This is a genomic window from Haloplanus vescus (assembly GCF_900107665.1).
GTDB lineage: Archaea > Halobacteriota > Halobacteria > Halobacteriales > Haloferacaceae > Haloplanus > Haloplanus vescus.
Map to the genome: position 1 here is coordinate 1236775 of NZ_FNQT01000001.1, position 16584 is coordinate 1253358.

At 67.1% G+C, this 16584-nt stretch carries 23 protein-coding genes and 1 tRNA gene; 9 read left to right on the forward strand and 15 right to left on the reverse strand.

Annotated elements, in window-relative coordinates; translation table 11 throughout:
• Positions 1-12 precede the first annotated feature (12 nt).
• The gene (locus tag BLU18_RS06600) at positions 13-933 is read left to right on the forward strand and encodes a cell division protein CdpA domain-containing protein (RefSeq protein ID WP_092633151.1); all 921 of its coding nucleotides are present in this window, start codon (positions 13-15) and stop codon (positions 931-933) included.
• Between the two features lie 129 nt (positions 934-1062).
• The gene (locus BLU18_RS06605; protein WP_092633153.1) at positions 1063-2097 is read left to right on the forward strand and encodes a disk-shape morphogenesis protein volactin; all 1035 of its coding nucleotides are present in this window, start codon (positions 1063-1065) and stop codon (positions 2095-2097) included.
• Positions 2098-2100: 3 nt separating this feature from the next.
• Here BLU18_RS06605 and BLU18_RS06610 read toward each other — a convergent pair whose 3' ends face one another.
• Positions 2101-2505 carry a TFIIB-type zinc ribbon-containing protein gene (locus tag BLU18_RS06610; protein ID WP_092633156.1) on the reverse strand — a complete coding sequence of 135 codons (405 nt, stop codon included), beginning with the start codon at positions 2503-2505 and terminating at the stop codon, positions 2101-2103.
• Positions 2506-2655: 150 nt separating this feature from the next.
• On the opposite strand from BLU18_RS06610, the gene BLU18_RS14810 reads away from it, so the two are divergent.
• Positions 2656-3540: a hypothetical protein gene (locus BLU18_RS14810; RefSeq protein ID WP_176791189.1), complete on the forward strand. Its 885-nt coding sequence runs from the start codon at positions 2656-2658 to the stop codon at positions 3538-3540.
• Here BLU18_RS14810 and fer read toward each other — a convergent pair.
• Complete coding sequence (gene fer / locus BLU18_RS06620) at positions 3537-4175, reverse strand: ferredoxin Fer (RefSeq protein ID WP_092633158.1); 639 nt, start codon at positions 4173-4175, stop codon at positions 3537-3539. The genes BLU18_RS14810 and fer overlap by 4 nt on opposite strands.
• Positions 4176-4282: 107 nt before the next feature.
• Here fer and BLU18_RS06625 point away from each other — a divergent pair, with 107 nt between their 5' ends.
• Complete coding sequence (locus BLU18_RS06625) at positions 4283-5161, forward strand: GAF domain-containing protein (protein WP_092633161.1); 879 nt, start codon at positions 4283-4285, stop codon at positions 5159-5161.
• Complete coding sequence (locus BLU18_RS06630) at positions 5154-5801, forward strand: DUF7504 family protein (protein WP_092633163.1); 648 nt, start codon at positions 5154-5156, stop codon at positions 5799-5801. Before BLU18_RS06625 ends, BLU18_RS06630 begins: the two co-directional genes overlap by 8 nt.
• A gap of 164 nt (positions 5802-5965) precedes the next feature.
• Here the strand turns inward: BLU18_RS06630 and BLU18_RS06635 are convergent.
• The 4 genes from BLU18_RS06635 to BLU18_RS06650 form a co-directional block, all read right to left on the reverse strand.
• A tRNA-Pro gene (locus BLU18_RS06635) sits at positions 5966-6038 on the reverse strand.
• Positions 6039-6097: 59 nt separating this feature from the next.
• Positions 6098-6688, reverse strand: coding sequence for a tRNA (pseudouridine(54)-N(1))-methyltransferase TrmY (gene trmY, locus BLU18_RS06640; protein WP_092633165.1), 591 nt, complete (start codon positions 6686-6688; stop codon positions 6098-6100).
• A 34-nt stretch (positions 6689-6722) separates the two neighbouring features.
• A complete protein-coding gene (locus BLU18_RS06645; RefSeq protein WP_092633167.1) occupies positions 6723-7484 on the reverse strand; it encodes an ABC transporter permease in 762 nt (253 codons plus the stop codon).
• Positions 7481-8428 carry an ABC transporter ATP-binding protein gene (locus tag BLU18_RS06650; RefSeq protein WP_092633169.1) on the reverse strand — a complete coding sequence of 316 codons (948 nt, stop codon included), beginning with the start codon at positions 8426-8428 and terminating at the stop codon, positions 7481-7483. Before BLU18_RS06650 ends, BLU18_RS06645 begins: the two co-directional genes overlap by 4 nt.
• Positions 8429-8653: 225 nt before the next feature.
• Here BLU18_RS06650 and BLU18_RS06655 point away from each other — a divergent pair, with 225 nt between their 5' ends.
• Together BLU18_RS06655 and aceA are read left to right on the forward strand one after the other, a co-directional pair.
• A complete protein-coding gene (locus tag BLU18_RS06655) occupies positions 8654-8884 on the forward strand; it encodes a hypothetical protein (RefSeq protein ID WP_092633171.1) in 231 nt (76 codons plus the stop codon).
• The gene (gene aceA / locus BLU18_RS06660; protein ID WP_092633173.1) at positions 8881-9936 is read left to right on the forward strand and encodes an isocitrate lyase; all 1056 of its coding nucleotides are present in this window, start codon (positions 8881-8883) and stop codon (positions 9934-9936) included. Before BLU18_RS06655 ends, aceA begins: the two co-directional genes overlap by 4 nt.
• A 27-nt stretch (positions 9937-9963) precedes the next feature.
• Here aceA and BLU18_RS06665 read toward each other — a convergent pair whose 3' ends face one another.
• From BLU18_RS06665 to BLU18_RS06700, 8 genes are read right to left on the reverse strand one after another with little or no spacing between them, the layout of a single operon-like run.
• Complete coding sequence (locus BLU18_RS06665) at positions 9964-10329, reverse strand: DUF8048 family protein (protein WP_245697892.1); 366 nt, start codon at positions 10327-10329, stop codon at positions 9964-9966.
• Positions 10330-10331: 2 nt separating this feature from the next.
• Positions 10332-10604 (reverse strand): MoaD-like domain-containing protein, encoded by a 273-nt coding sequence (locus BLU18_RS06670; protein ID WP_092633175.1) that lies wholly within the window; start codon positions 10602-10604, stop codon positions 10332-10334.
• Entirely contained in the window at positions 10601-10885 is a 285-nt protein-coding gene (locus BLU18_RS06675; RefSeq protein ID WP_092633177.1) for a ubiquitin-like small modifier protein 1, read from the reverse strand. The genes BLU18_RS06670 and BLU18_RS06675 overlap by 4 nt, the downstream gene beginning before the upstream one ends.
• A 51-nt stretch (positions 10886-10936) precedes the next feature.
• Positions 10937-11320: a DUF7971 family protein gene (locus BLU18_RS06680; RefSeq protein WP_092633179.1), complete on the reverse strand. Its 384-nt coding sequence runs from the start codon at positions 11318-11320 to the stop codon at positions 10937-10939.
• Between the two features lie 50 nt (positions 11321-11370).
• Positions 11371-11550, reverse strand: a complete 180-nt coding sequence (locus BLU18_RS06685; RefSeq protein ID WP_092633181.1) for a hypothetical protein — start codon at positions 11548-11550, stop codon at positions 11371-11373.
• Between the two features lie 6 nt (positions 11551-11556).
• Positions 11557-13389: an aldehyde ferredoxin oxidoreductase family protein gene (locus BLU18_RS06690; RefSeq protein WP_092633183.1), complete on the reverse strand. Its 1833-nt coding sequence runs from the start codon at positions 13387-13389 to the stop codon at positions 11557-11559.
• A gap of 25 nt (positions 13390-13414) precedes the next feature.
• Entirely contained in the window at positions 13415-15166 is a 1752-nt protein-coding gene (gene arcS, locus BLU18_RS06695) for an archaeosine synthase subunit alpha (RefSeq protein WP_092633185.1), read from the reverse strand.
• A gap of 44 nt (positions 15167-15210) precedes the next feature.
• Positions 15211-15444, reverse strand: a complete 234-nt coding sequence (locus tag BLU18_RS06700) for a hypothetical protein (RefSeq protein ID WP_092633187.1) — start codon at positions 15442-15444, stop codon at positions 15211-15213.
• A 147-nt stretch (positions 15445-15591) separates the two neighbouring features.
• Between BLU18_RS06700 and BLU18_RS14815 the strand changes: the two genes are divergently transcribed.
• Together BLU18_RS14815 and BLU18_RS06705 are read left to right on the forward strand one after the other, a co-directional pair.
• Complete coding sequence (locus BLU18_RS14815) at positions 15592-15741, forward strand: DUF7837 family putative zinc-binding protein (RefSeq protein WP_176791190.1); 150 nt, start codon at positions 15592-15594, stop codon at positions 15739-15741.
• A 42-nt stretch (positions 15742-15783) separates the two neighbouring features.
• Positions 15784-16242 (forward strand): pyridoxamine 5'-phosphate oxidase family protein, encoded by a 459-nt coding sequence (locus BLU18_RS06705; protein ID WP_092633189.1) that lies wholly within the window; start codon positions 15784-15786, stop codon positions 16240-16242.
• 85 nt (positions 16243-16327) lie between these two features.
• Here BLU18_RS06705 and BLU18_RS06710 read toward each other — a convergent pair whose 3' ends face one another.
• Positions 16328-16522, reverse strand: a complete 195-nt coding sequence (locus tag BLU18_RS06710) for a cold-shock protein (protein ID WP_092633191.1) — start codon at positions 16520-16522, stop codon at positions 16328-16330.
• Positions 16523-16584: the final 62 nt, after the last annotated feature.

Below are 16584 nucleotides of genomic sequence, written 5' to 3' on the forward strand. Positions count from 1 at the left end.
TAGGTCTACGCGATGACCGACGGCACCCCTGATAACGTCCTCTTCGAGTGGTACGAACGGTACATCGGCGACCCGGAGACGGAGACGGACGTCTATCTCGGCTTCGCCCTCTTTTTCGGCGGTATCGCGCTCGGTGCGGTGGGTATCGCCGTGTTCCTGCTGTCGGCGGCCGTGAGCGGCGGCGGTGCGCCGGCGTGGGGAATCCGCGAGGTGGCGATGGTCGCCGCGAGCGCCGGGTTCCCGATTCTGTTGCTCGGGATGGTCGTCCTCCTGCCCGGCGACCGACGAATGACGTACGTCTCGGTGGGCGGACTGGCTATCTGTCTCGTCGCCATCGCCCTGTTCGTCGCCACCTACCCGCGGCACTGGAACGTGGCGCGAACCCCCGATTACAGCGCGCAGGGCGTCGCCATCTACGCCGTCGGGTTGGTGGCCGTCGTCGGCGCGACAGGGGCCGCGCTCGTCGGCCATCAGGTCGAACGCGCCACGCCGGGCGAGCGCGCGGCCGACGTGCGCGCCACGGCCGAGACTGCAGACGAGACGAGCGGCACCCCGGGCGAGAGCGTCTCGGAGGAGCAGGTTCGCCGCGATATCGACGAGGCGATGGAGGATGCCGACCTGTCGTGGGGTGGCGTCAACCGGAAGAACACCAAGCGCCTCGAACTCAACACCGACACCGACGTGGAAGTGGACCGGGAGGCGTTCGAGAACGCCGAGGCGACCACCGTGCGCTCGTCCGGGAACGACGTCGACGACGCGCTCTCGAACCTCCGAAAGCTGCAGGGTCGCGAACAGGAGACGGACTCCTCGTCGGGCGTCGACAACCAGACGGCGGCGCTGACCGAACTCCGCCAGCAACAGGAGGCAGAGGACATCGCGACCGACGACGAGGAGTCATTTGTCGACCGGGCGAAGGGACTGTTTTCGCGATAATTCCCGTCGGGGCATGCCGTCCTCGACGTTCTGAACCACCGATTTCGGGTGTCTGACGCCTGTCAGACCTAGGTAAGCGGTCGGACACTTTGGCGAACGTTTATGATGGCTACGGAGTATCACACGCGTATGGCAAAAGGCCTAGACGTCGGCACCATGAACCTCATCTCGGCACAGCAGGAGGGCGCAGAGACGGTATTCGTCCAGCAGCGCAACTCCTTCGTCGAAATCGAGTACTCCGACATGGCAGAGCAGATGCTGTCGCGGAGTGACGTCCTCCACATTCGGAAAGACGACAAGGTGTACGTCGTCGGCGACGACGCCCTCAACTTCGCGAACATCTTCAACGAGGAGACGCGCCGCCCGATGCAACACGGCATCCTCTCCTCCGAGGAGTCGTCCGCGATTCCGATGATCAAGCTCATCACGGAGCAGGTGGTCGGCCAGCCGAACCACCCCGGAGAACGCCTGTACTTCTCCAGTCCGGCGGACCCCATCGACTCCGACCTCTCGACGCTGTATCACGAGAAGACGCTGGAGTCGATGCTCGGTGACATGGGCTACGAGACCGAACCCATCAACGAGGGGATGGCGGTCATCTACTCCGAACTCGCCAACCACAACTTCACGGGACTCGGCGTCTCCTTCGGCGCGGGCATGACCAACGTCTGCCTGTCGTACTACGCCGTCCCCGTCATGAAGTTCTCCATCGCCCGCGGTGGCGACTGGATCGACGAACAGGCCGCGCAGGCGACGGGCACGCCCGTCGACAAGGTCACCTCCATCAAGGAGGACGACTTCGAACTCGACTTCCGCACCGACGTGGGCGGCGTCGAGGGTGCGCTGGCCATCTACTACGAGAACCTGCTTGACTACGTCATCGAGAACATCGCCCGCGAAGTCGACGAGGAGGACGTGGAGGAGGACCTGGACGTGCCCGTCGTCGTCACCGGCGGCACCTCCAGCCCCCGCGGCTTCGAGAAACTGTTCGAGGACCACCTCCGCGACGCCTCGATTCCGTTCTCCATCAGCGAGGTCCAGAGCGTCGACGAACCGCTCTACAGCGTCGCCCGCGGTGCGCTGGTCGCGGCCCGCTCCGACGAAGAACAGGAAGAGCAAGACGGCGAGGGCCGTCAGGCGCAGGAATCGAGCGCGGAGAACTGACGCCTACTGGCTCGCGTCGGCTTCCGTCTCGACGCTGTCGTCCGACGCTGCCTCGTCGTCAGTTTCCTCGGTGCCGGTGTCGTCGGCCACCTCGTCGGTGTCCCCGCTTTTTTCGGACGCGTCCCCGTCCGCCTGTCGCGCGTAGAACCGTCGGAGGGCGTCGTCCCACGATTCGGAGGGCTCGTTCGTCGGGCGAGAGAGCGGCGGGTGGAGGTCGACGCTCGGCGCACCGTCGCGGCCGTGTGCGCGATAGAATCGGCGGAGGGCGTCGTCCCAGGACTCGACCGCGCGGGGGTCGCCGCGGTGCTCTGCCGCGATGCCGACGTAGCCGCAGTCCTCACAGACGGACGCCTCGCTATCACTCAGGGCGTAGGTGTCGAGCGTGCCGCCACACTGCGGACAGTCCATACCCCCGGATTGCTGCGACGCCTATTCAGCCTTCCCCACCGTTTCTGTGCGTTCACAGTGTCGAACGCAGCAGTCGCGTACCCTGGCCTCAAGCGCAGCGGGTCGACTCGAGATGTAACTTTATATAGTCTCTCGAATGATATATTCGCAGTGACACACATTTCGAACTCGACAGCACTCGTCGCCGTCGCCCTCCTCCTCCTCGTCGGCGCAGTCGCCCTCCCCGTGGGTGCGGTGAGCGAACCGCGCGACCGACCGGCCGAGACGAGAGCACCAGTCCAGGTGTACGTCAGCGAGACGCTGAACATTTCGATGGTGCGCCTCTCCGGCGGCGAGCGAATCGGCACCGACCCGATAACGCTCCGAGCCGTGAGCAGCGGTGAGCGAGTCACCATCAACGACCCGACGAATGCCGACTTCGACGGATGGAAAGCCGGCGCCTACGCCGCCGTCAACGACAGCGACATCCGCGCGGACCTGAGTGTCACCCGGCCCGAAGTGTCGACGGTCACGCTCCGCGACGAACGGTCGCTCCGCGTCAACGGCGAATCCATCGCCCCCGAGCGACTGAATCGGCTGACGATTCTGGCCCAGTACGACTTCGCGTCGGTGGACCGCCTCGACGTCACCGTCACAGGGCCGTCGGGGTCGGAAGTGGCCACCGGTCGTATCACCGAGAGCGGGGGGCAAATTACGGTCGACCTCGGTGAACCCCAACCGGGCACCTACCGCGTCATGGTGGCTGGGAGCAACGTCGACGCAGGAAACAGAACGGAGACGGTTCGCGTGAAGGGCGTGACGGCGACGCCGACGGCCGAACCGACGGCGACATCGACAGCGACGCCGACGGCCACGGCCACCGCGACGGCCACAGCCACCGCGACACCGACGCCAGAACCGACCGCCACCGCAACGGCAACGTCGACGGCCACGGCGACGCCGACTACGACGACGGGAGACGGGACTGGATTCGGCGTCGTCGCGGCGCTGCTCGCACTCGTGAGCCTCCTCGCGGGGCTGGTCCGGCGACACTAATCCACGGACTGCGTCCGTTCGAACCGATACGGCGGGAGGCGAAGGTCGTCGAGCTCCGGCATGTGCTTGACGTTGTAGACGACGCGCATCTCGGCAGTCGAGGGCGCGCCGAGACAGGACAGGTGGATGCCGCGCTCGGTCAGCTCGCGGGAGAGGACGTGGTCGATTTGAACCGTCATCTCGCCCTCGACGACGGCGACGGCGCAGTTCGCGCACGCCCCACCGCGACACGCGTAGGGCCACGCGAATCCACGATTTTCCGCGGCTTCGAGGAGCGTCTCGCCCGGTTCGACCAGAAACGCACCGTAGTCGGTGGGGTCGAGGTCGGCCGCCGCCGCACGGTCGAAGAGGCCGTCATCGGTGAGCGACCACCCGCGGTCGTCGACCACCTCGTAGTTCAGATACTCGACGCGGGACTGGGCGTAGTGTGTGTCGTCGGTACCGGCGTCCGGAGCGTCCGTCTCGCCGTCGCGCATGGCCTGAATCGTCTCGTAGGCCCGCTTGACTCGCTGGAACGCGCGGGTCGAGCCACCCTGGTCGGGGTGGGTCTCCATCACACGACGGCGGTACGCCTGGTCGACCGCCGCGTCGTCCGCGTCCGGCGCCACTCCCAACACCTCGAACGGGGCGTCCACGGGCGTGAGTAGGGGGGATGGCGCATTAAGGCTGTCCGGGGACTCACCTGTCAGGCCACGAGGCACGAGCTATTTATTACGGCCGGCCGGACTGTCAAGACGATTGGATGATTCTGTGTGTAGACCCGGACGAACGGGCGCGGACGGCGACCGTCGACGCGTTCGACGAGGCGGGTTTCGAGACGCGTGCAGCGTCGTCGTCAGCGACTGCCCGGCGGGTTCTCGACGAGACGGACACCGTCGATGCCCTCGTCACCGAGTACGAGCTGCCCGACGGGACCGGTCTCGAACTGGTGCGTGACGCTCGTGAACTGTCGCCGGACACCGCGTGCGTGCTGTTCACGGCGGTCGGCCTCGACGACATCGACACGAGCGAGTTCGGCGGTGTCGTGGCCGAATTCGTCTCGAAAGACGACCCCGACGCACGGGCGGAGGTCGTCGCCCGCGTCGAGCAGAGCGTCGCGCTCCAGACGCAGACGGCGTATCCGCTCCCGGAGGACGAGGGCGCACGCGTGGCCGCGCTCGAACGCTACGCCGCGAACCCCGCGGAACTCGGCGACTCTATCGACCGACTGGCGGAGCTGGCGACCGCGCTGTTCGACGTCGACTCGTCCGCTATCGGCCTCATCGACGCCCACGAGCAGCGCTTCCTCGCGTGTCACGGCATCTCCTTCGACCCAGTCGACCGCGAGGACACGGTGTGTACCTACGCGATTCTCGACGACGACGTGACCGTGTTCGAGGACACGCAGGACGACCCCCGCTTCAGCGGGAACGAGGGCCTCGCGGCCGCGAACATCCGCTTCTACGCGAGTGCGTCGCTCACCACGCCCGACGGCCACCACATCGGGACGTTCTGCGTGTACGACGACACGCCCCGGACGTTCTCCGAGCGTGACCGTCACCACCTCCAGTTGCTCGCCGACGAGGCGATGGAACAGTTGGAGTTGCGCCGACAGCTCAAAGGGGGTGAGCGCGATGTCTGAGGGCTACAGTTTCGCGTCGCTCCCACTCGCGGACATCCGCCCGGGGACGACGGTGCTCGTGGCCGGGCCGATTCACGGCGGCGCGCGCGAACTCGGTCTGCGGATGCTCGCCGGCGAATCGGACGAAGGCGCTATCATCGTCTCGACGAACGAGCGGTCGAGCCGCATCGTCGAGGAGTGCAAACGCGTCGGCCTCGACGTGCGGGCCGACAGCACGGCCATCCTCGACTGCGTGGGCGACGAGGACCAGAGCGTGCCCGCTCGCGTCCTGCCGCTCTCCGGACCCTCGGATCTCACGGGCATCGGGATGCGCTTCTCGGACGTGTATCGGGACTTCCAGCGCGCCGGCATCGACCGCGTGCGGACCGGCCTCTACACCACGTCGACGCTGCTCACGTTCAACGACCTGCAGACCGTCTCGCGGTTCGTCCACACGCTCGTCGGCCGCATCGACAGCGTGGACGGCCTCGGCATCCTGCTCATCGACCCCTCGAATCACGACGAGCGAGCGGTCGGCACGCTGGCGCAGTTCTGTAACGGCCGGATCGACGTGCGCGACGCAGACGACGGCCCCGAATTGCGCGCCCGTGGACTGGCAGACCAGCCTCGCGACTGGACGCCGTTCGACCCGACCGAGTGATTCGAGGCTGTCGCTGACGAATTGAAAGTGGGGAAAATGGGCCGGCACGAATCGTGAATCACGGTCGCAAATCTTCGATTTGCTCCCTGATTCAAATTCGTCCAGTATTCCACACCCACTACAGACGCCTCGCTAACGCTCGTCGTTGTGAAGTGGGGTGAAAATGGGCCGGCACGAATTTGAATCGTGGTTACGGCCACCCGAAGGCCGAAGGATACCAAGCTACCCCACCGGCCCGCAGTGAGAAAAACACCTGCGGCGAGTTTAACAGTTGTGATTCAGCGGCCGGCCAGAGGTCAATACGACTCGAAGCCGTCGGTGTCCAGGTAGTTGTGCGCGACGGTGATGGCGTGGTCGGCGTGGAGCGCCGTCGGCCCGAGTCGAACCCGCAGGTCCGCCCGGTCAGAGAGGAGCGACGCCTCAGCGTCGGTGAAGTCGTGGTGGTCCGAGAGGACGAACACGGGGTCGGTGGGCGGTTCGGCGTCGACGACGGGGGTGCCGTCCTCGTGGAGGTGGACGAGCGAGCCATCGAGGGCGTCGAGGGTCGCCGCGAACCCGCGGCGGCGGATGGCGACGCCGGGACTCGATTCGACCGGCTGGTGGCCGATGGCGTCCTCGCGACGGTCGAGGGCGTTGCGAATCAGGGCGGCCGTGCTCCGCTCGTCGGGGTTGAGTCGGCGGAGGTCGGCGCCGTCGAAGGTGACGGTGAACTCGTCGCCGAGGACGAGGTGGACGCGAACGTCCTCCCGGAGCGCGTGCGAGAGGAAGAAAGCGGAGTTGACACACCGACAGAGCACGTCGAGGCGTCCGGCGGCGCCCGCGAGGTCGTCGAGCGCGAAGTCGGGGGTCGTGGGGGCGTCGTGACCGATGACGACGAACTGGCGCATGGCCGCTCTGCGTGGCCGGCGGCCTTGGCTCTGGCTATTCGGTCAGGCCGTAGCCACGCTTGAAGAGCAGGTAGTCGACGAGGAGGACGACCACCGTCGTCGCCGAGAGGACGACGAGGGAGACGTTCGGGTCGATTTCGGTGACGCCGATCATGCCGTAGCGGACGCCGTTGACCATGTAGACCATCGGGTTCAGCAGGGAAATCTGGCGCCAGAGCGGCGGCAACACGTCGAGCGAGTAGAAGACGGCGCCGAAGAACACCAGCGGGCGGAGGATGAACTGGTTCATGACCGTCAGGTAGTCGAAGTCGTCGGCCCAGAGGCCACCGATGATGCCGAGGCCGCCGAACAGCGTCGTGATGACCAGTAGGAAGCTGACCAGATAGAGGGGATGAGAGATGGGCACAGCGGTAAACACGAGTCCGACAGCGACGATGAGGACGGCGGTGAGGACGCCACGGGTGGCGCTCGCGATGACGTACGCCGAGACCATGCTGAGATTCGACAGCGGAGTCACGATGACGGCGTCGATGTAATCGTTCCACCGGCCGTGGAAAATCGAGAACGAGGCGTTCTCGAAGGCGTCGGAGATGGCGCCCAAGACGACCAGGCCCGGCAACACGAACTGGATGTAGCTCACGCCCGCGATGGCGCCGATGCGACTGCCGAGGATGACGCCGAACACGGAGAAGTAGAGCGCGTTCGTGATGATGGGGGGGAGGAACGTGTTGTAGGGACGCCTGACGAAGCGGAGAATCTCCCGGCGGGTCAGCGTCTTCAGGCCGACGAGGCTCACGCTTGCCCCTCCGGAACGGCGGTGTCCTGTCGCGTCATCTCGACGAACACCTCTTCGAGCGAGGTGCGGGACACGTCAAGGTCGACGATTTCGTAGCCGGCGTCGTCGAGTTCGCGGACCAGGTCGGGGGCGACCACGCCGCCGCGGGACGCGGCGACGACGAGGCGACCGTCTTCGACGTCGACGGCCTCGATGTGGCCGTCGCCGACGGTGATGTCGGGGACGGACTGAATCGGGTCGCGGAAGGTGACGGTGATGCGGTCGGTGCCGCTGTCCATGAGTTCGTCGGGGGTGCTCACGGTCACGACCCGTCCGCTGTCGAGGATGGCCACCTCGTCACAGAGGCGTTCGGCTTCCTCGATGTAGTGGGTGGTGAGAAGGATGGTCGTCCCTCCCTCGTTGAGGTCGGTGATGAGGTCCCAGAGGTCGTGTCGGAGCTGGACGTCGACGCCGGCGGTCGGTTCGTCGAGGATGAGGAGGTCCGGCTGGGTGACGAGCGCACGGGCGATGAGGAAGCGGCGCTTCATGCCGCCCGAGAGCCAGTCGAAGCGGGTGTCGCGTTTCTCGTAGATGCCGACCTGTTTCAGCACCTCGTCGGCGCGCTCCCGCGCCTCGCTCGCGGGGATACCGTGGTATCCAGCCTTGTGCTCTAGTACCTCTCGAATCGGGAAGAAGCGGTCGACGTTGAACTCTTGGGGCGCGACGCCGATGTGGTTCCGGGCCTCGCGGTAGTCCGCCTCGATGTCGTGTCCGAACACGCGCGCCTCGCCGCCGCTCTTGCGAACGAGGCCGACGAGGATGTTGATGAACGTCGTCTTGCCCGCGCCGTTCGGACCGAGGAGGCCGAAGAAACTCCCCTCGGGCACCGTCAGCGAAACGCCGTCGAGTGCCGTCACGTCGCCGTATTCCTTCCTGAGATCGTCGATCTCTATCGCAGCCACCATCTACCGGGAATCGGCGCTGGACGGAATTAAGCCCCGTGGAGTCGGGGTCCGCAAGCGTGAGGTTGTATCACACCATGTGATTAAATGACATTAACAAATATTATCATTAAAAATCATTATGTTTATTTACCTCCCAATCCTGGGTCCGGTTGCAATGCACGTACGCTCTCTCGCGGAGACGGCCCGCACCGCCCGACGACCGACGACCGACCCGACACTCACACCATGGAACCCACGACCCGACCCGACGACGAACTAGCACAGCAAGCTCCCCTCGTCCCCGACATCGGCCGAGGCGACACCACGAGAACCGACGGCGGACGACGGGACGAGCGACGCCCCGCGGCCCGCCGGCCGCCGACGGACCGCGCGACGCTGCGAGGGTACGACGACGAACAGACACAGGAAGCGCCACTCGTTCCCGATATTCGGTATCGAACCGAGAAGCGACGATGACGCCGGAGGACCTCGACACCGACACCGTCACGCGCGACATCGACAACCCGGCGGCGGTCCAGTTCCGGGAGCAACTGGCAGACCAACAGTTCGTCTTCGCGCCCGGCCTCTATCACGCCCTCGACGCGCGCCTAGCGGAGATGACCGGCCACGACGCCGTCTACATGAGCGGTTACTCGACGGTTCTCGGCCAGTTCGGCTTCCCCGACCTGGAGATGGTGACGATGACCGAGATGGTCGAGAACGCAAAGCGCATCGCGGAGGCGACGACCCTGCCCGTCATCGCCGACTGTGACACCGGCTACGGCGGGATTCACAACGTCCGCCGCGCGGTCCGCGAGTACGAGAAGGCGGGCGTCGCGGCGATTCACATCGAGGACCAGACGACGCCCAAGCGCTGTGGTCACATCGCGGGCAAGCAAATCGTCTCCCGCGAGGAGGCGGAGGCCCGCTTCCGCGCCGCCGTCGACGCCAAGCAGTGCGAGGACACCGTCATCATCGCCCGCACGGACGCCTACGGCTCCGCCAACGGCGACTGGGAGGAACACCTCGAACGCGGGCGCATCTACGCCGACGCGGGCGTCGACCTCGTCTGGCCGGAGATGCCCGACCCCTCCCGCGAGGACGCAGTCGAGTACGCCGAGACCATCCACGAGACCCACCCGGACCTCGATCTGGCGTTCAACTACTCGTCGTCGTTCGCGTGGTCCGAGGAAGACGACCCGCTGACGTTCTCGGAACTCGGCGACCTCGGCTACAAGTACATCTTCATCACCCTGTTCGGGCTCCACTCGGGCGCCCACGCCGTCTACGAGGACTTCAAGGCCCTCGCGGAGACGGACGAACGAGCGCAGTTCGACCTCGAAGAGCGGTATCTCGGCCACCCGACGGAGAGCCACCACGAACTCTCCTTCGTCAGCAAGTACCAAGACATCGAAGCGGAGTTCGACCCCGAGGCGCGACGACGGATGGAGTCCTCGGCGGGGTTCAGCGAGGAGGAACGCGACCCCATCTCCACGGAGGAGGAGACGCCGCCGGCGAACGACGACTGACCGCGGGCGCTCGGGGCGTCGGTGCCGTTACGTCCCGACGACGACGGCTTCGCGGATTTCGAGCGCCGTCTCGAACTCGTCGTTCCGGCCGGTGTCGGAGCCGATGCTGCGGAGCTGTTCGGCGTGCGCGCGAGCGACGGCCTTCCGCTCTCGCTCGCCGAAGTCGAGTCGGTCGGCAATCTGTTCCCAGTGACCGGTCGGGACGAGAAACACCTCGCGGTCGTCCTGCTGGGCGACGCGCTCGAAGTCGCGACGGTAGACGTCGAGCCGGCCCCCGACGTCGGCCTGCACCCGAGACAGCAGGTCAGATAGCTTGCTGGGTGCGACACTCGCCTTCGCGGCGGCGAGCATGAACACTTGCCCGTCGATGGGCGATTCCGGCGCGCCCGACACGCTCACCCACCGGCGCGCATCGCCTTCTGGGCGAACCGCTCGATGAGCGGGTCCAACGCCTCGGGGTCGCCCTCGAAATCCAGGTCGACCTGCGTCAGCGTCGTCGACGGGCCGATGCTGACGGTCTGTGTCGACAGGTCGGCGGCCCAGTCCTCGGCCTCGACTCGGTCGTCGCTGACCTGCTCGGCGCCGAGGTTTCCGAGATACTTGATCGCCAGTCGCTTCGAGATGCCCCGGAAGGAGCGCTCTCGGGTGACCCAGTCGTCGTCGGTCATGCTCCTCCTGCCACCGGCGGGAATATCGACAGCGTGTCGTCGTCTTCCATCAGCGTCTCGGTGCCCTCCATGTGCAGGACCTCGCGACCGTTTTTCAGGATGTTGAGGTTCGGCTGCAGGTCGCCGTCCTCGGTCAGGATTTGGCCCTCGAGTCCCTCATACTCGGATTCGAGCGTCGAAAGGACGTTTCCGACCGTCGCGCCATCCTCGAACTCGTGTTCGAGCGTCTTCTGGCCGACGGCTTCGCGGAACGTCGCGAAAAATCGCAAGTTCAGATGCATACCTATTCTTGAGGAAGCCGAGAGTGAAAAGTGACGCGGCACGACCCGGTGTTACCGGTCGCTCAGGCGAATTCCGTCTTCGACAGTCTGGTAGTTGCGCTCCTGGTCGATGCGCTCTGCGACCCAGCCGACATCCTGAATCTGCATGATGAGGTCCGCCTGCAGGTTGCGCCACGCGATGGCGTAGATGGGCGACTGCCCCCACGCGCGGAGTTCGGGGACGAACTCGTCGTACTGTTCGAGCTGGTCTTCGAGACGTTCGAGAGCGCTGACGACGTTCTGGGCTGCCTCGCGCTGGTCCTCAGCCGCCTCGACGGCCTCGTTGAGTCTGGCCTCGAGTCCGGCGACAGCCCGCTGCATGTCCTGTCGGGCCTCGTCGTCGTCGGGGAGCGATTCGAGAATCTGTTTCGGGACGCCAAGGTCGAATTCGTCCATACGATTGGGTGGCCCGCGAGCGGTAAAAGGCTCTCGCACTCGGCCACTCCTCACTCCAAGAAGTCACGTAGCGCCGCCGAACAGGACCGACAGAGCAGCACCCGAAGCTCGCCTTCGGCGTCGAGCAAGTCGAGTGCGCCGTAGACGTGTCCGGGGTCGATGGTCTGCCCGCACCGATGACAGTCGTGCGGGCGAGCGGGGTTCGACCCGGTGGTGGTGTCGTCGGTCACGGCTCGTCAGCGTCCGTGGTCGTGGCGGCGGTCACGCTCCCTGGCACCCGACTCGTCGGTGACGGCGGGGGCCGCACCGAGCGGTGTCTCGTCGTCGATGACGCTGTGGAGGCCCAATCGCTCGACGGTCACGGCGGTGGGGAGGCCGTCGGGCGACCACCCGCGGGCGTCGTAGTAGGCGTCGAGCATCGCCTCGAAGGCCTCGCGGTCGACGGTCCGGCCCGCCGCCGGGCCGTCGGGCATCGGCTCCTCGAACACCTCGGGCAGGGAGTCGTCGTCGCGGTCGAACCCCTCGCGGGCGTTGAACAGGCGCACGAGCGTCCAGACGCGCTCGCCGAGCGTCGCCAGCGAGTCTCGGTCGTGGTCGATGTCGACGGCCTGGAGCCACTCGGCGCCGAGGTCCTGCCACATCGTCTCCCCGGCGAAGTCGTCGACGACGAGGCTCCAGAGCGTCGAGCGGACGTTCTGGGCGCCGACGACGGTGGCGACGCGGTCGGCGGTCGACCACTCGTCGCGGGCGAACGCTTCGCGCTCGACGGGGCGGGCGCGGCGGTGACAGCCGCCGCGGTCGCTCGTGGCGTAGGCGAGTGCCATCCCCGCCGCGCCCCGCGGGTCGTACGCCGGCAGCTCCATCGACTTCACCGTCGGCACCGCGTTCGCGCCGGACCGGTCGCGGGCGGCCTCCACGCCGTCGGCGAGGGTGTCGCCGAGGGCCGTCGACCGCGCCGCAATCTCGGCGAGCAGTCGCTCCGCAGCGTCGGCGTCGCCGAAGTCGAGGTCGGTGTCGAGGGCGTCGGCGTCCGTGGCGCGCATGGCCCACGCGACGGCGTTGCCCGCGCTGATGACGTCCATCCCCAATCGGTCACAGGTCGCGCCGAGACGGGCCACGTCGTCGAAGTCGTCGATGCCGAGGCCGGCGCCGAGCGACATGAGCGTGCCGCCGCGGGGGACCGCCTCGCCCTCGTCCGTGTCGACGCGGAAGCCACCGGGGACGGCGTCGCTCTCGTTCTCACGCCCGGTCGACGCCTCGCGGACGGCCTCGACGCCGATGTCGGCGGCGTCGTCGAAGGTGCCGCCCTGCCAGCCACGCGTCGAGAGGACGCCCACCTCGTTGGCGAAGTCGACGCTCTCGACAGTCTCGCCAGCGGCCTGCCAGCGACCGGTGTCGTCGTCGCGGTAGGCGTCGGTGTACCGGGCTTGGAGGTCCGCGAGTTCGCCCGTCGGTTCCGGTGGCGTGCCGTGGACGGCGACGGCCTTCAGTCGCTTGGCACCCATGACGGCGCCGGCGCCGCCGCGGCCCGCGTGGTGGTCGCCGCCGTCGGAGGCGATGGTGGCGTACGCAACCTCGCGTTCGCCCGCAGGGCCGACGCAGGCGACGGCGCCGTCGAGGGCGTCGTCGACGGCGGCGGTGTCGGCGCCCCAGAGGTCGCCGGCGGGCGAGAGCGACGCCTCGCCGTCGCGGACGGTGAGTACGACCGGGTCGTCGGCGGTGCCCTGAATCACCAACCCCATCGCGTCGGGGAGGGCGCCAGCGAGGGCGTCGGCGAACGAGCCGCCGCTGTAGGAGTCGAGGAAGGCGCCGGTCAGCGGCGATTTGGTGACGGCGGCGAAGCGCGACTCGCCGGGGAGATAGCCCGAGAGCGGACCGAGGAGGAGCGCAAGGCGGTTGTCCGGGCCGAGCGGGTCGGCCCCGGCGTCGAGTTCGTCGTAGAGATAGCGGGCGCCGAGTCCCTTGCCCCCGAGGAAGTCGCGGCGCCAGTCGGCGGGGATTCGTTCTCGCGAGACGCGACCGGCCGAGAGGTCGACCCGAATCACGTCGCGCCGGACGGGCGTTGACATCGACACACGTAGTCGGGAAACCGTGTTAAGCGTTGTCCTCCACGTGTCGCACCTGTACGGCGACGCCGCGGGAACTTTCGCTCATCTCCGGGCCGTTCATCTCGGCCCGGCCGACACCGAACGCGACCGGTCCCTCGACGACGACTTCATCGCCGACGCGGATGTCGTCGCTCGCGTCGACGACGCCCGGCGCCAACACGCTCCCGTGGGGGACGAAGGAGTCGATTTCGACGCGCTTGGTCGGCGCGTCGCTTGCCGCCCAGTGGCGAGCGCCTTCGAGCGTAAAGGAGAGCACGCCGTACTGCGGGACCTGCGCCGCGAGTTGGGTGCCGTCGCCGTCGCGGACCTGCAGTTTGGGGTGGCGACTCGTCGTCTGCAGGTCCGGGAACAGGTCGTCGCCCGCGCCGGCGCCGAACTGGTAGTCAGCGATGGCGCGAACCGTGTTGTGCTGGCGCTCTCGCTTCGAGAACTTGAGTTCGCCAGCGAGGGCGGCCGAAAGGTTCGACAGCGACTCCGAGGTGGTCGGGTGGTCCTCGACGGTGTACTCAAAGGGCACGTCCACCTCGGCGGCCACGCGTTCGCAGATGTCACGGTAGCCCTCGCCGGGGACGTGGGCGATGACCCGCGGGTAGTCGTTGCGTTCGAGATAGCGCCGGAGCACCTCGGCGACGAACGTCTTCTCGCCCTCCGTCCAGTCGCCGGTGACGACGGCGTCGTAGTGCTGGGCCGGGTACGTACACTCCAGCTCTTGGGGGACGACGCCGATGGGTGAGGTCATCGACGCGAGGTGGCCGCGGTAGTTGATGGCGCGGTGGAACTGGGCGTGGCTCTGGGAGTCGCTGTAGGGCTTGCGCGCCGAACACGGGACGAGAACGAGGGGGTTGGCGAACCGGTTCCGGTAGCGGGTCGTCACCCGGTCGGCGAAGCGCTGAATCTCGACGCGGTTGAGGGTGTCCTCGCTCGCCGCGCTAATCTCGGCGTCGCGAATCACGGGCGTCCGCCGTTCGAGGTAGCGGTACTCCTGGTCGAACTCGCGGAAGGTGGCGGTCAGCCAGTTCTCGTGGCGGGCTTGGCCCTCCAGATAGTCGCGGAGTCGCCCCCGTCGAATCCGGGTGCGGGCCGTCGCGAGCGCCGACTCCAGCGCCGCGACGTTGTGTTCGACGCAGTCCTCGCGGGTGAACTCGTCGCGCGGCGGGTCGGAGGGGAAGGCGCCGGGGAGTTCGGCGAGTTCGTCGAGGTGGTATTCGCCCTCGGTGGTGAGATAGCGGCCCTGTCGGCCCTTCACGCGGGCGAGTTTGGTGTCGACGAGGTCGACGCCCGCGGCGACGAGGGAGGCGACGTTCGCGGGCGTCGCGACGCCGGAGAGATAGAGTGCGGTGTCGGCGGGAATCGCCTCGCGGACGGCGATGATCTCGTCCCGGAACGATTCGCCGTGGCCGACGACGCCCGACGCCGTCGAGAGGACGTACGCGTCACAGCCGAACTCGCCTGCGGTGTCGCCGGTGACGACGGCGGCGGACGGGTAGTCTACGTCCGGAATGTCGGCGTCGAAGGAGTCCTGTACGGTCGGGTCCGTCCCCGCCGGGAACGAGCGGTGGGGGAGGACCGTCAACTCGTCGTCGCTTCCCTCGGGCACGTCGCGGTCGGCGGCCCACAGGCTCCCGCCGTCGACGACACTGTCGTCGGCGAGGGCGGGCGTCGTCACGGACTCGCGCAGGCGGAGTTCGCCAAGGCGGGCGGCCCCGTCGCGCGCGTGAATCTCGAAGTACTCGGTCATGGGGTGTCGTGGCGGGCGGCGCGGAACTACGTTTCGTTCCCGCCTCACATCGACCGGGTGCCCACCTCGTCGCGCACGACGTAGTAGAGCACCCAGACGACGAGACTGCCGAGGAAGGCGCCCACGGCCCACGCGAGGGCGTGACGACTCCCCCGACCCTTCGCGTCTCGATAGACGAGGACGGAGACGGCGAGGGGGACGACGAACGACAGGCCGAACACGAGGAGCAGCACCAGAATCTCGATAGCGCCGGGGACGGCGAACTGGAGGGGCAACATCGTGCGAGCGAATTGTCAGCGCCACAGTAAAAGCGTTCGGCGGCGCGCACCGTCCAGTTTCACTTTCACCACGGTCGGCGACGGTATATGTATCTCCGGGTGCTACGGGGAAGTGGAGCGCGGTGCTCCCACACGCTCAGTTTCCCCATGCCGTCTCAATCACCGACACTCGGCGACTGCCCGAACTGCCATACGGACATCTCTCGGCATTCGCTCCTCATCGAGTACGACACCACCGACGGCCCGGCGGCGTACGCGGAGTGTCCCGACTGTCGGGACGTGGTTCATCCAACCTGAGCCGGGCCGCGGATTTTAGCCGTTCGCGTCCCAACGCGCCCCATGCCCGAGTACACCGGCGAGTGGGACCGCGCGGGCGTGGCGGCGTACTTGGCTGACGCGCGGGTCCCCATCAGACTCGCCTGTCGGACGCCCGCAGGCGGCCTCTGGATGCTCTCGCTCTGGTATCGCTTCGACGCCGACGCCGAGCGACTGGTCTGTGCCACCTCGGCAAACGCGAACGTGGTCGAGTATCTCCGCGCCGACGACGGCGTCGCGTTCGAGGTGTCGGACAACGACCCGCCGTACCGCGGCGTCCGGGGGAACGGCCGCGCGACCATCGGGCCCGACGAGGAGAAGGCGGTGCTCCGGAGCCTGCTGGAGCGATATCTCGGCGGGACGGACTCGTCGCTGGCCGACCGCCTCCTCGCGCCCGACCGCGAGGAAGTCGTCGTCGAACTCGACCCGAAGCGGGTGTACTCGTGGGACTTCAGCGAGCGAATGCGTGGCGTGAACGAGTGAGCGGACGGTCCAGTCGGTCGTGGATGGAGTCAGTCCGGAAAACGCGTCGTGTCGACGCCGAATCGGCGTCGGTGATTACTGCGAGTTAGTTTCGCACGAGGTTCGTCGCGCGGGGACCCTTGGGGGAGTCCTCAATATCGAAATCGACGTCCTGGCCCTCTTCGAGGTCCGGACCGCCAACGTCCTCCATGTGGAAGAACACGTCGTCGTCTGCGTCGTCAGTCTCGATAAATCCGTAGCCGCCTGTGTCGTTGAAGAAATCAACCTTACCGTTTGCCATTGCAAACAATTGTACACCCGGTAGAGGGATAACGGTTCCGAGAGTCGTGGTACCACGGCGGT

What these genes read in the sequence shown, in the direction of transcription:
- BLU18_RS06690 (WP_092633183.1), bottom strand. Translation starts at nt 13,389, where the DNA reads ATGTCAACGCCCGTCCGGCGCGACGTGATTCGGGTCGACCTCTCGGCC.
- BLU18_RS06680 (WP_092633179.1), bottom strand. Translation starts at nt 11,320, where the DNA reads ATGGACGAATTCGACCTTGGCGTCCCGAAACAGATTCTCGAATCGCTC.
- BLU18_RS14815 (WP_176791190.1), top strand. Translation starts at nt 15,592, where the DNA reads ATGCCGTCTCAATCACCGACACTCGGCGACTGCCCGAACTGCCATACG.
- BLU18_RS06630 (WP_092633163.1), top strand. Translation starts at nt 5,154, where the DNA reads ATGTCTGAGGGCTACAGTTTCGCGTCGCTCCCACTCGCGGACATCCGC.
- arcS (WP_092633185.1), bottom strand. Translation starts at nt 15,166, where the DNA reads ATGACCGAGTACTTCGAGATTCACGCGCGCGACGGGGCCGCCCGCCTT.
- BLU18_RS06710 (WP_092633191.1), bottom strand. Translation starts at nt 16,522, where the DNA reads ATGGCAAACGGTAAGGTTGATTTCTTCAACGACACAGGCGGCTACGGA.
- BLU18_RS06605 (WP_092633153.1), top strand. Translation starts at nt 1,063, where the DNA reads ATGGCAAAAGGCCTAGACGTCGGCACCATGAACCTCATCTCGGCACAG.
- BLU18_RS06670 (WP_092633175.1), bottom strand. Translation starts at nt 10,604, where the DNA reads ATGACCGACGACGACTGGGTCACCCGAGAGCGCTCCTTCCGGGGCATC.
- BLU18_RS06650 (WP_092633169.1), bottom strand. Translation starts at nt 8,428, where the DNA reads ATGGTGGCTGCGATAGAGATCGACGATCTCAGGAAGGAATACGGCGAC.
- BLU18_RS06655 (WP_092633171.1), top strand. Translation starts at nt 8,654, where the DNA reads ATGGAACCCACGACCCGACCCGACGACGAACTAGCACAGCAAGCTCCC.
- trmY (WP_092633165.1), bottom strand. Translation starts at nt 6,688, where the DNA reads ATGCGCCAGTTCGTCGTCATCGGTCACGACGCCCCCACGACCCCCGAC.
- BLU18_RS06610 (WP_092633156.1), bottom strand. Translation starts at nt 2,505, where the DNA reads ATGGACTGTCCGCAGTGTGGCGGCACGCTCGACACCTACGCCCTGAGT.
- BLU18_RS06675 (WP_092633177.1), bottom strand. Translation starts at nt 10,885, where the DNA reads ATGCATCTGAACTTGCGATTTTTCGCGACGTTCCGCGAAGCCGTCGGC.
- BLU18_RS06705 (WP_092633189.1), top strand. Translation starts at nt 15,784, where the DNA reads ATGCCCGAGTACACCGGCGAGTGGGACCGCGCGGGCGTGGCGGCGTAC.
- BLU18_RS06600 (WP_092633151.1), top strand. Translation starts at nt 13, where the DNA reads ATGACCGACGGCACCCCTGATAACGTCCTCTTCGAGTGGTACGAACGG.
- aceA (WP_092633173.1), top strand. Translation starts at nt 8,881, where the DNA reads ATGACGCCGGAGGACCTCGACACCGACACCGTCACGCGCGACATCGAC.
- BLU18_RS06625 (WP_092633161.1), top strand. Translation starts at nt 4,283, where the DNA reads ATGATTCTGTGTGTAGACCCGGACGAACGGGCGCGGACGGCGACCGTC.
- BLU18_RS06700 (WP_092633187.1), bottom strand. Translation starts at nt 15,444, where the DNA reads ATGTTGCCCCTCCAGTTCGCCGTCCCCGGCGCTATCGAGATTCTGGTG.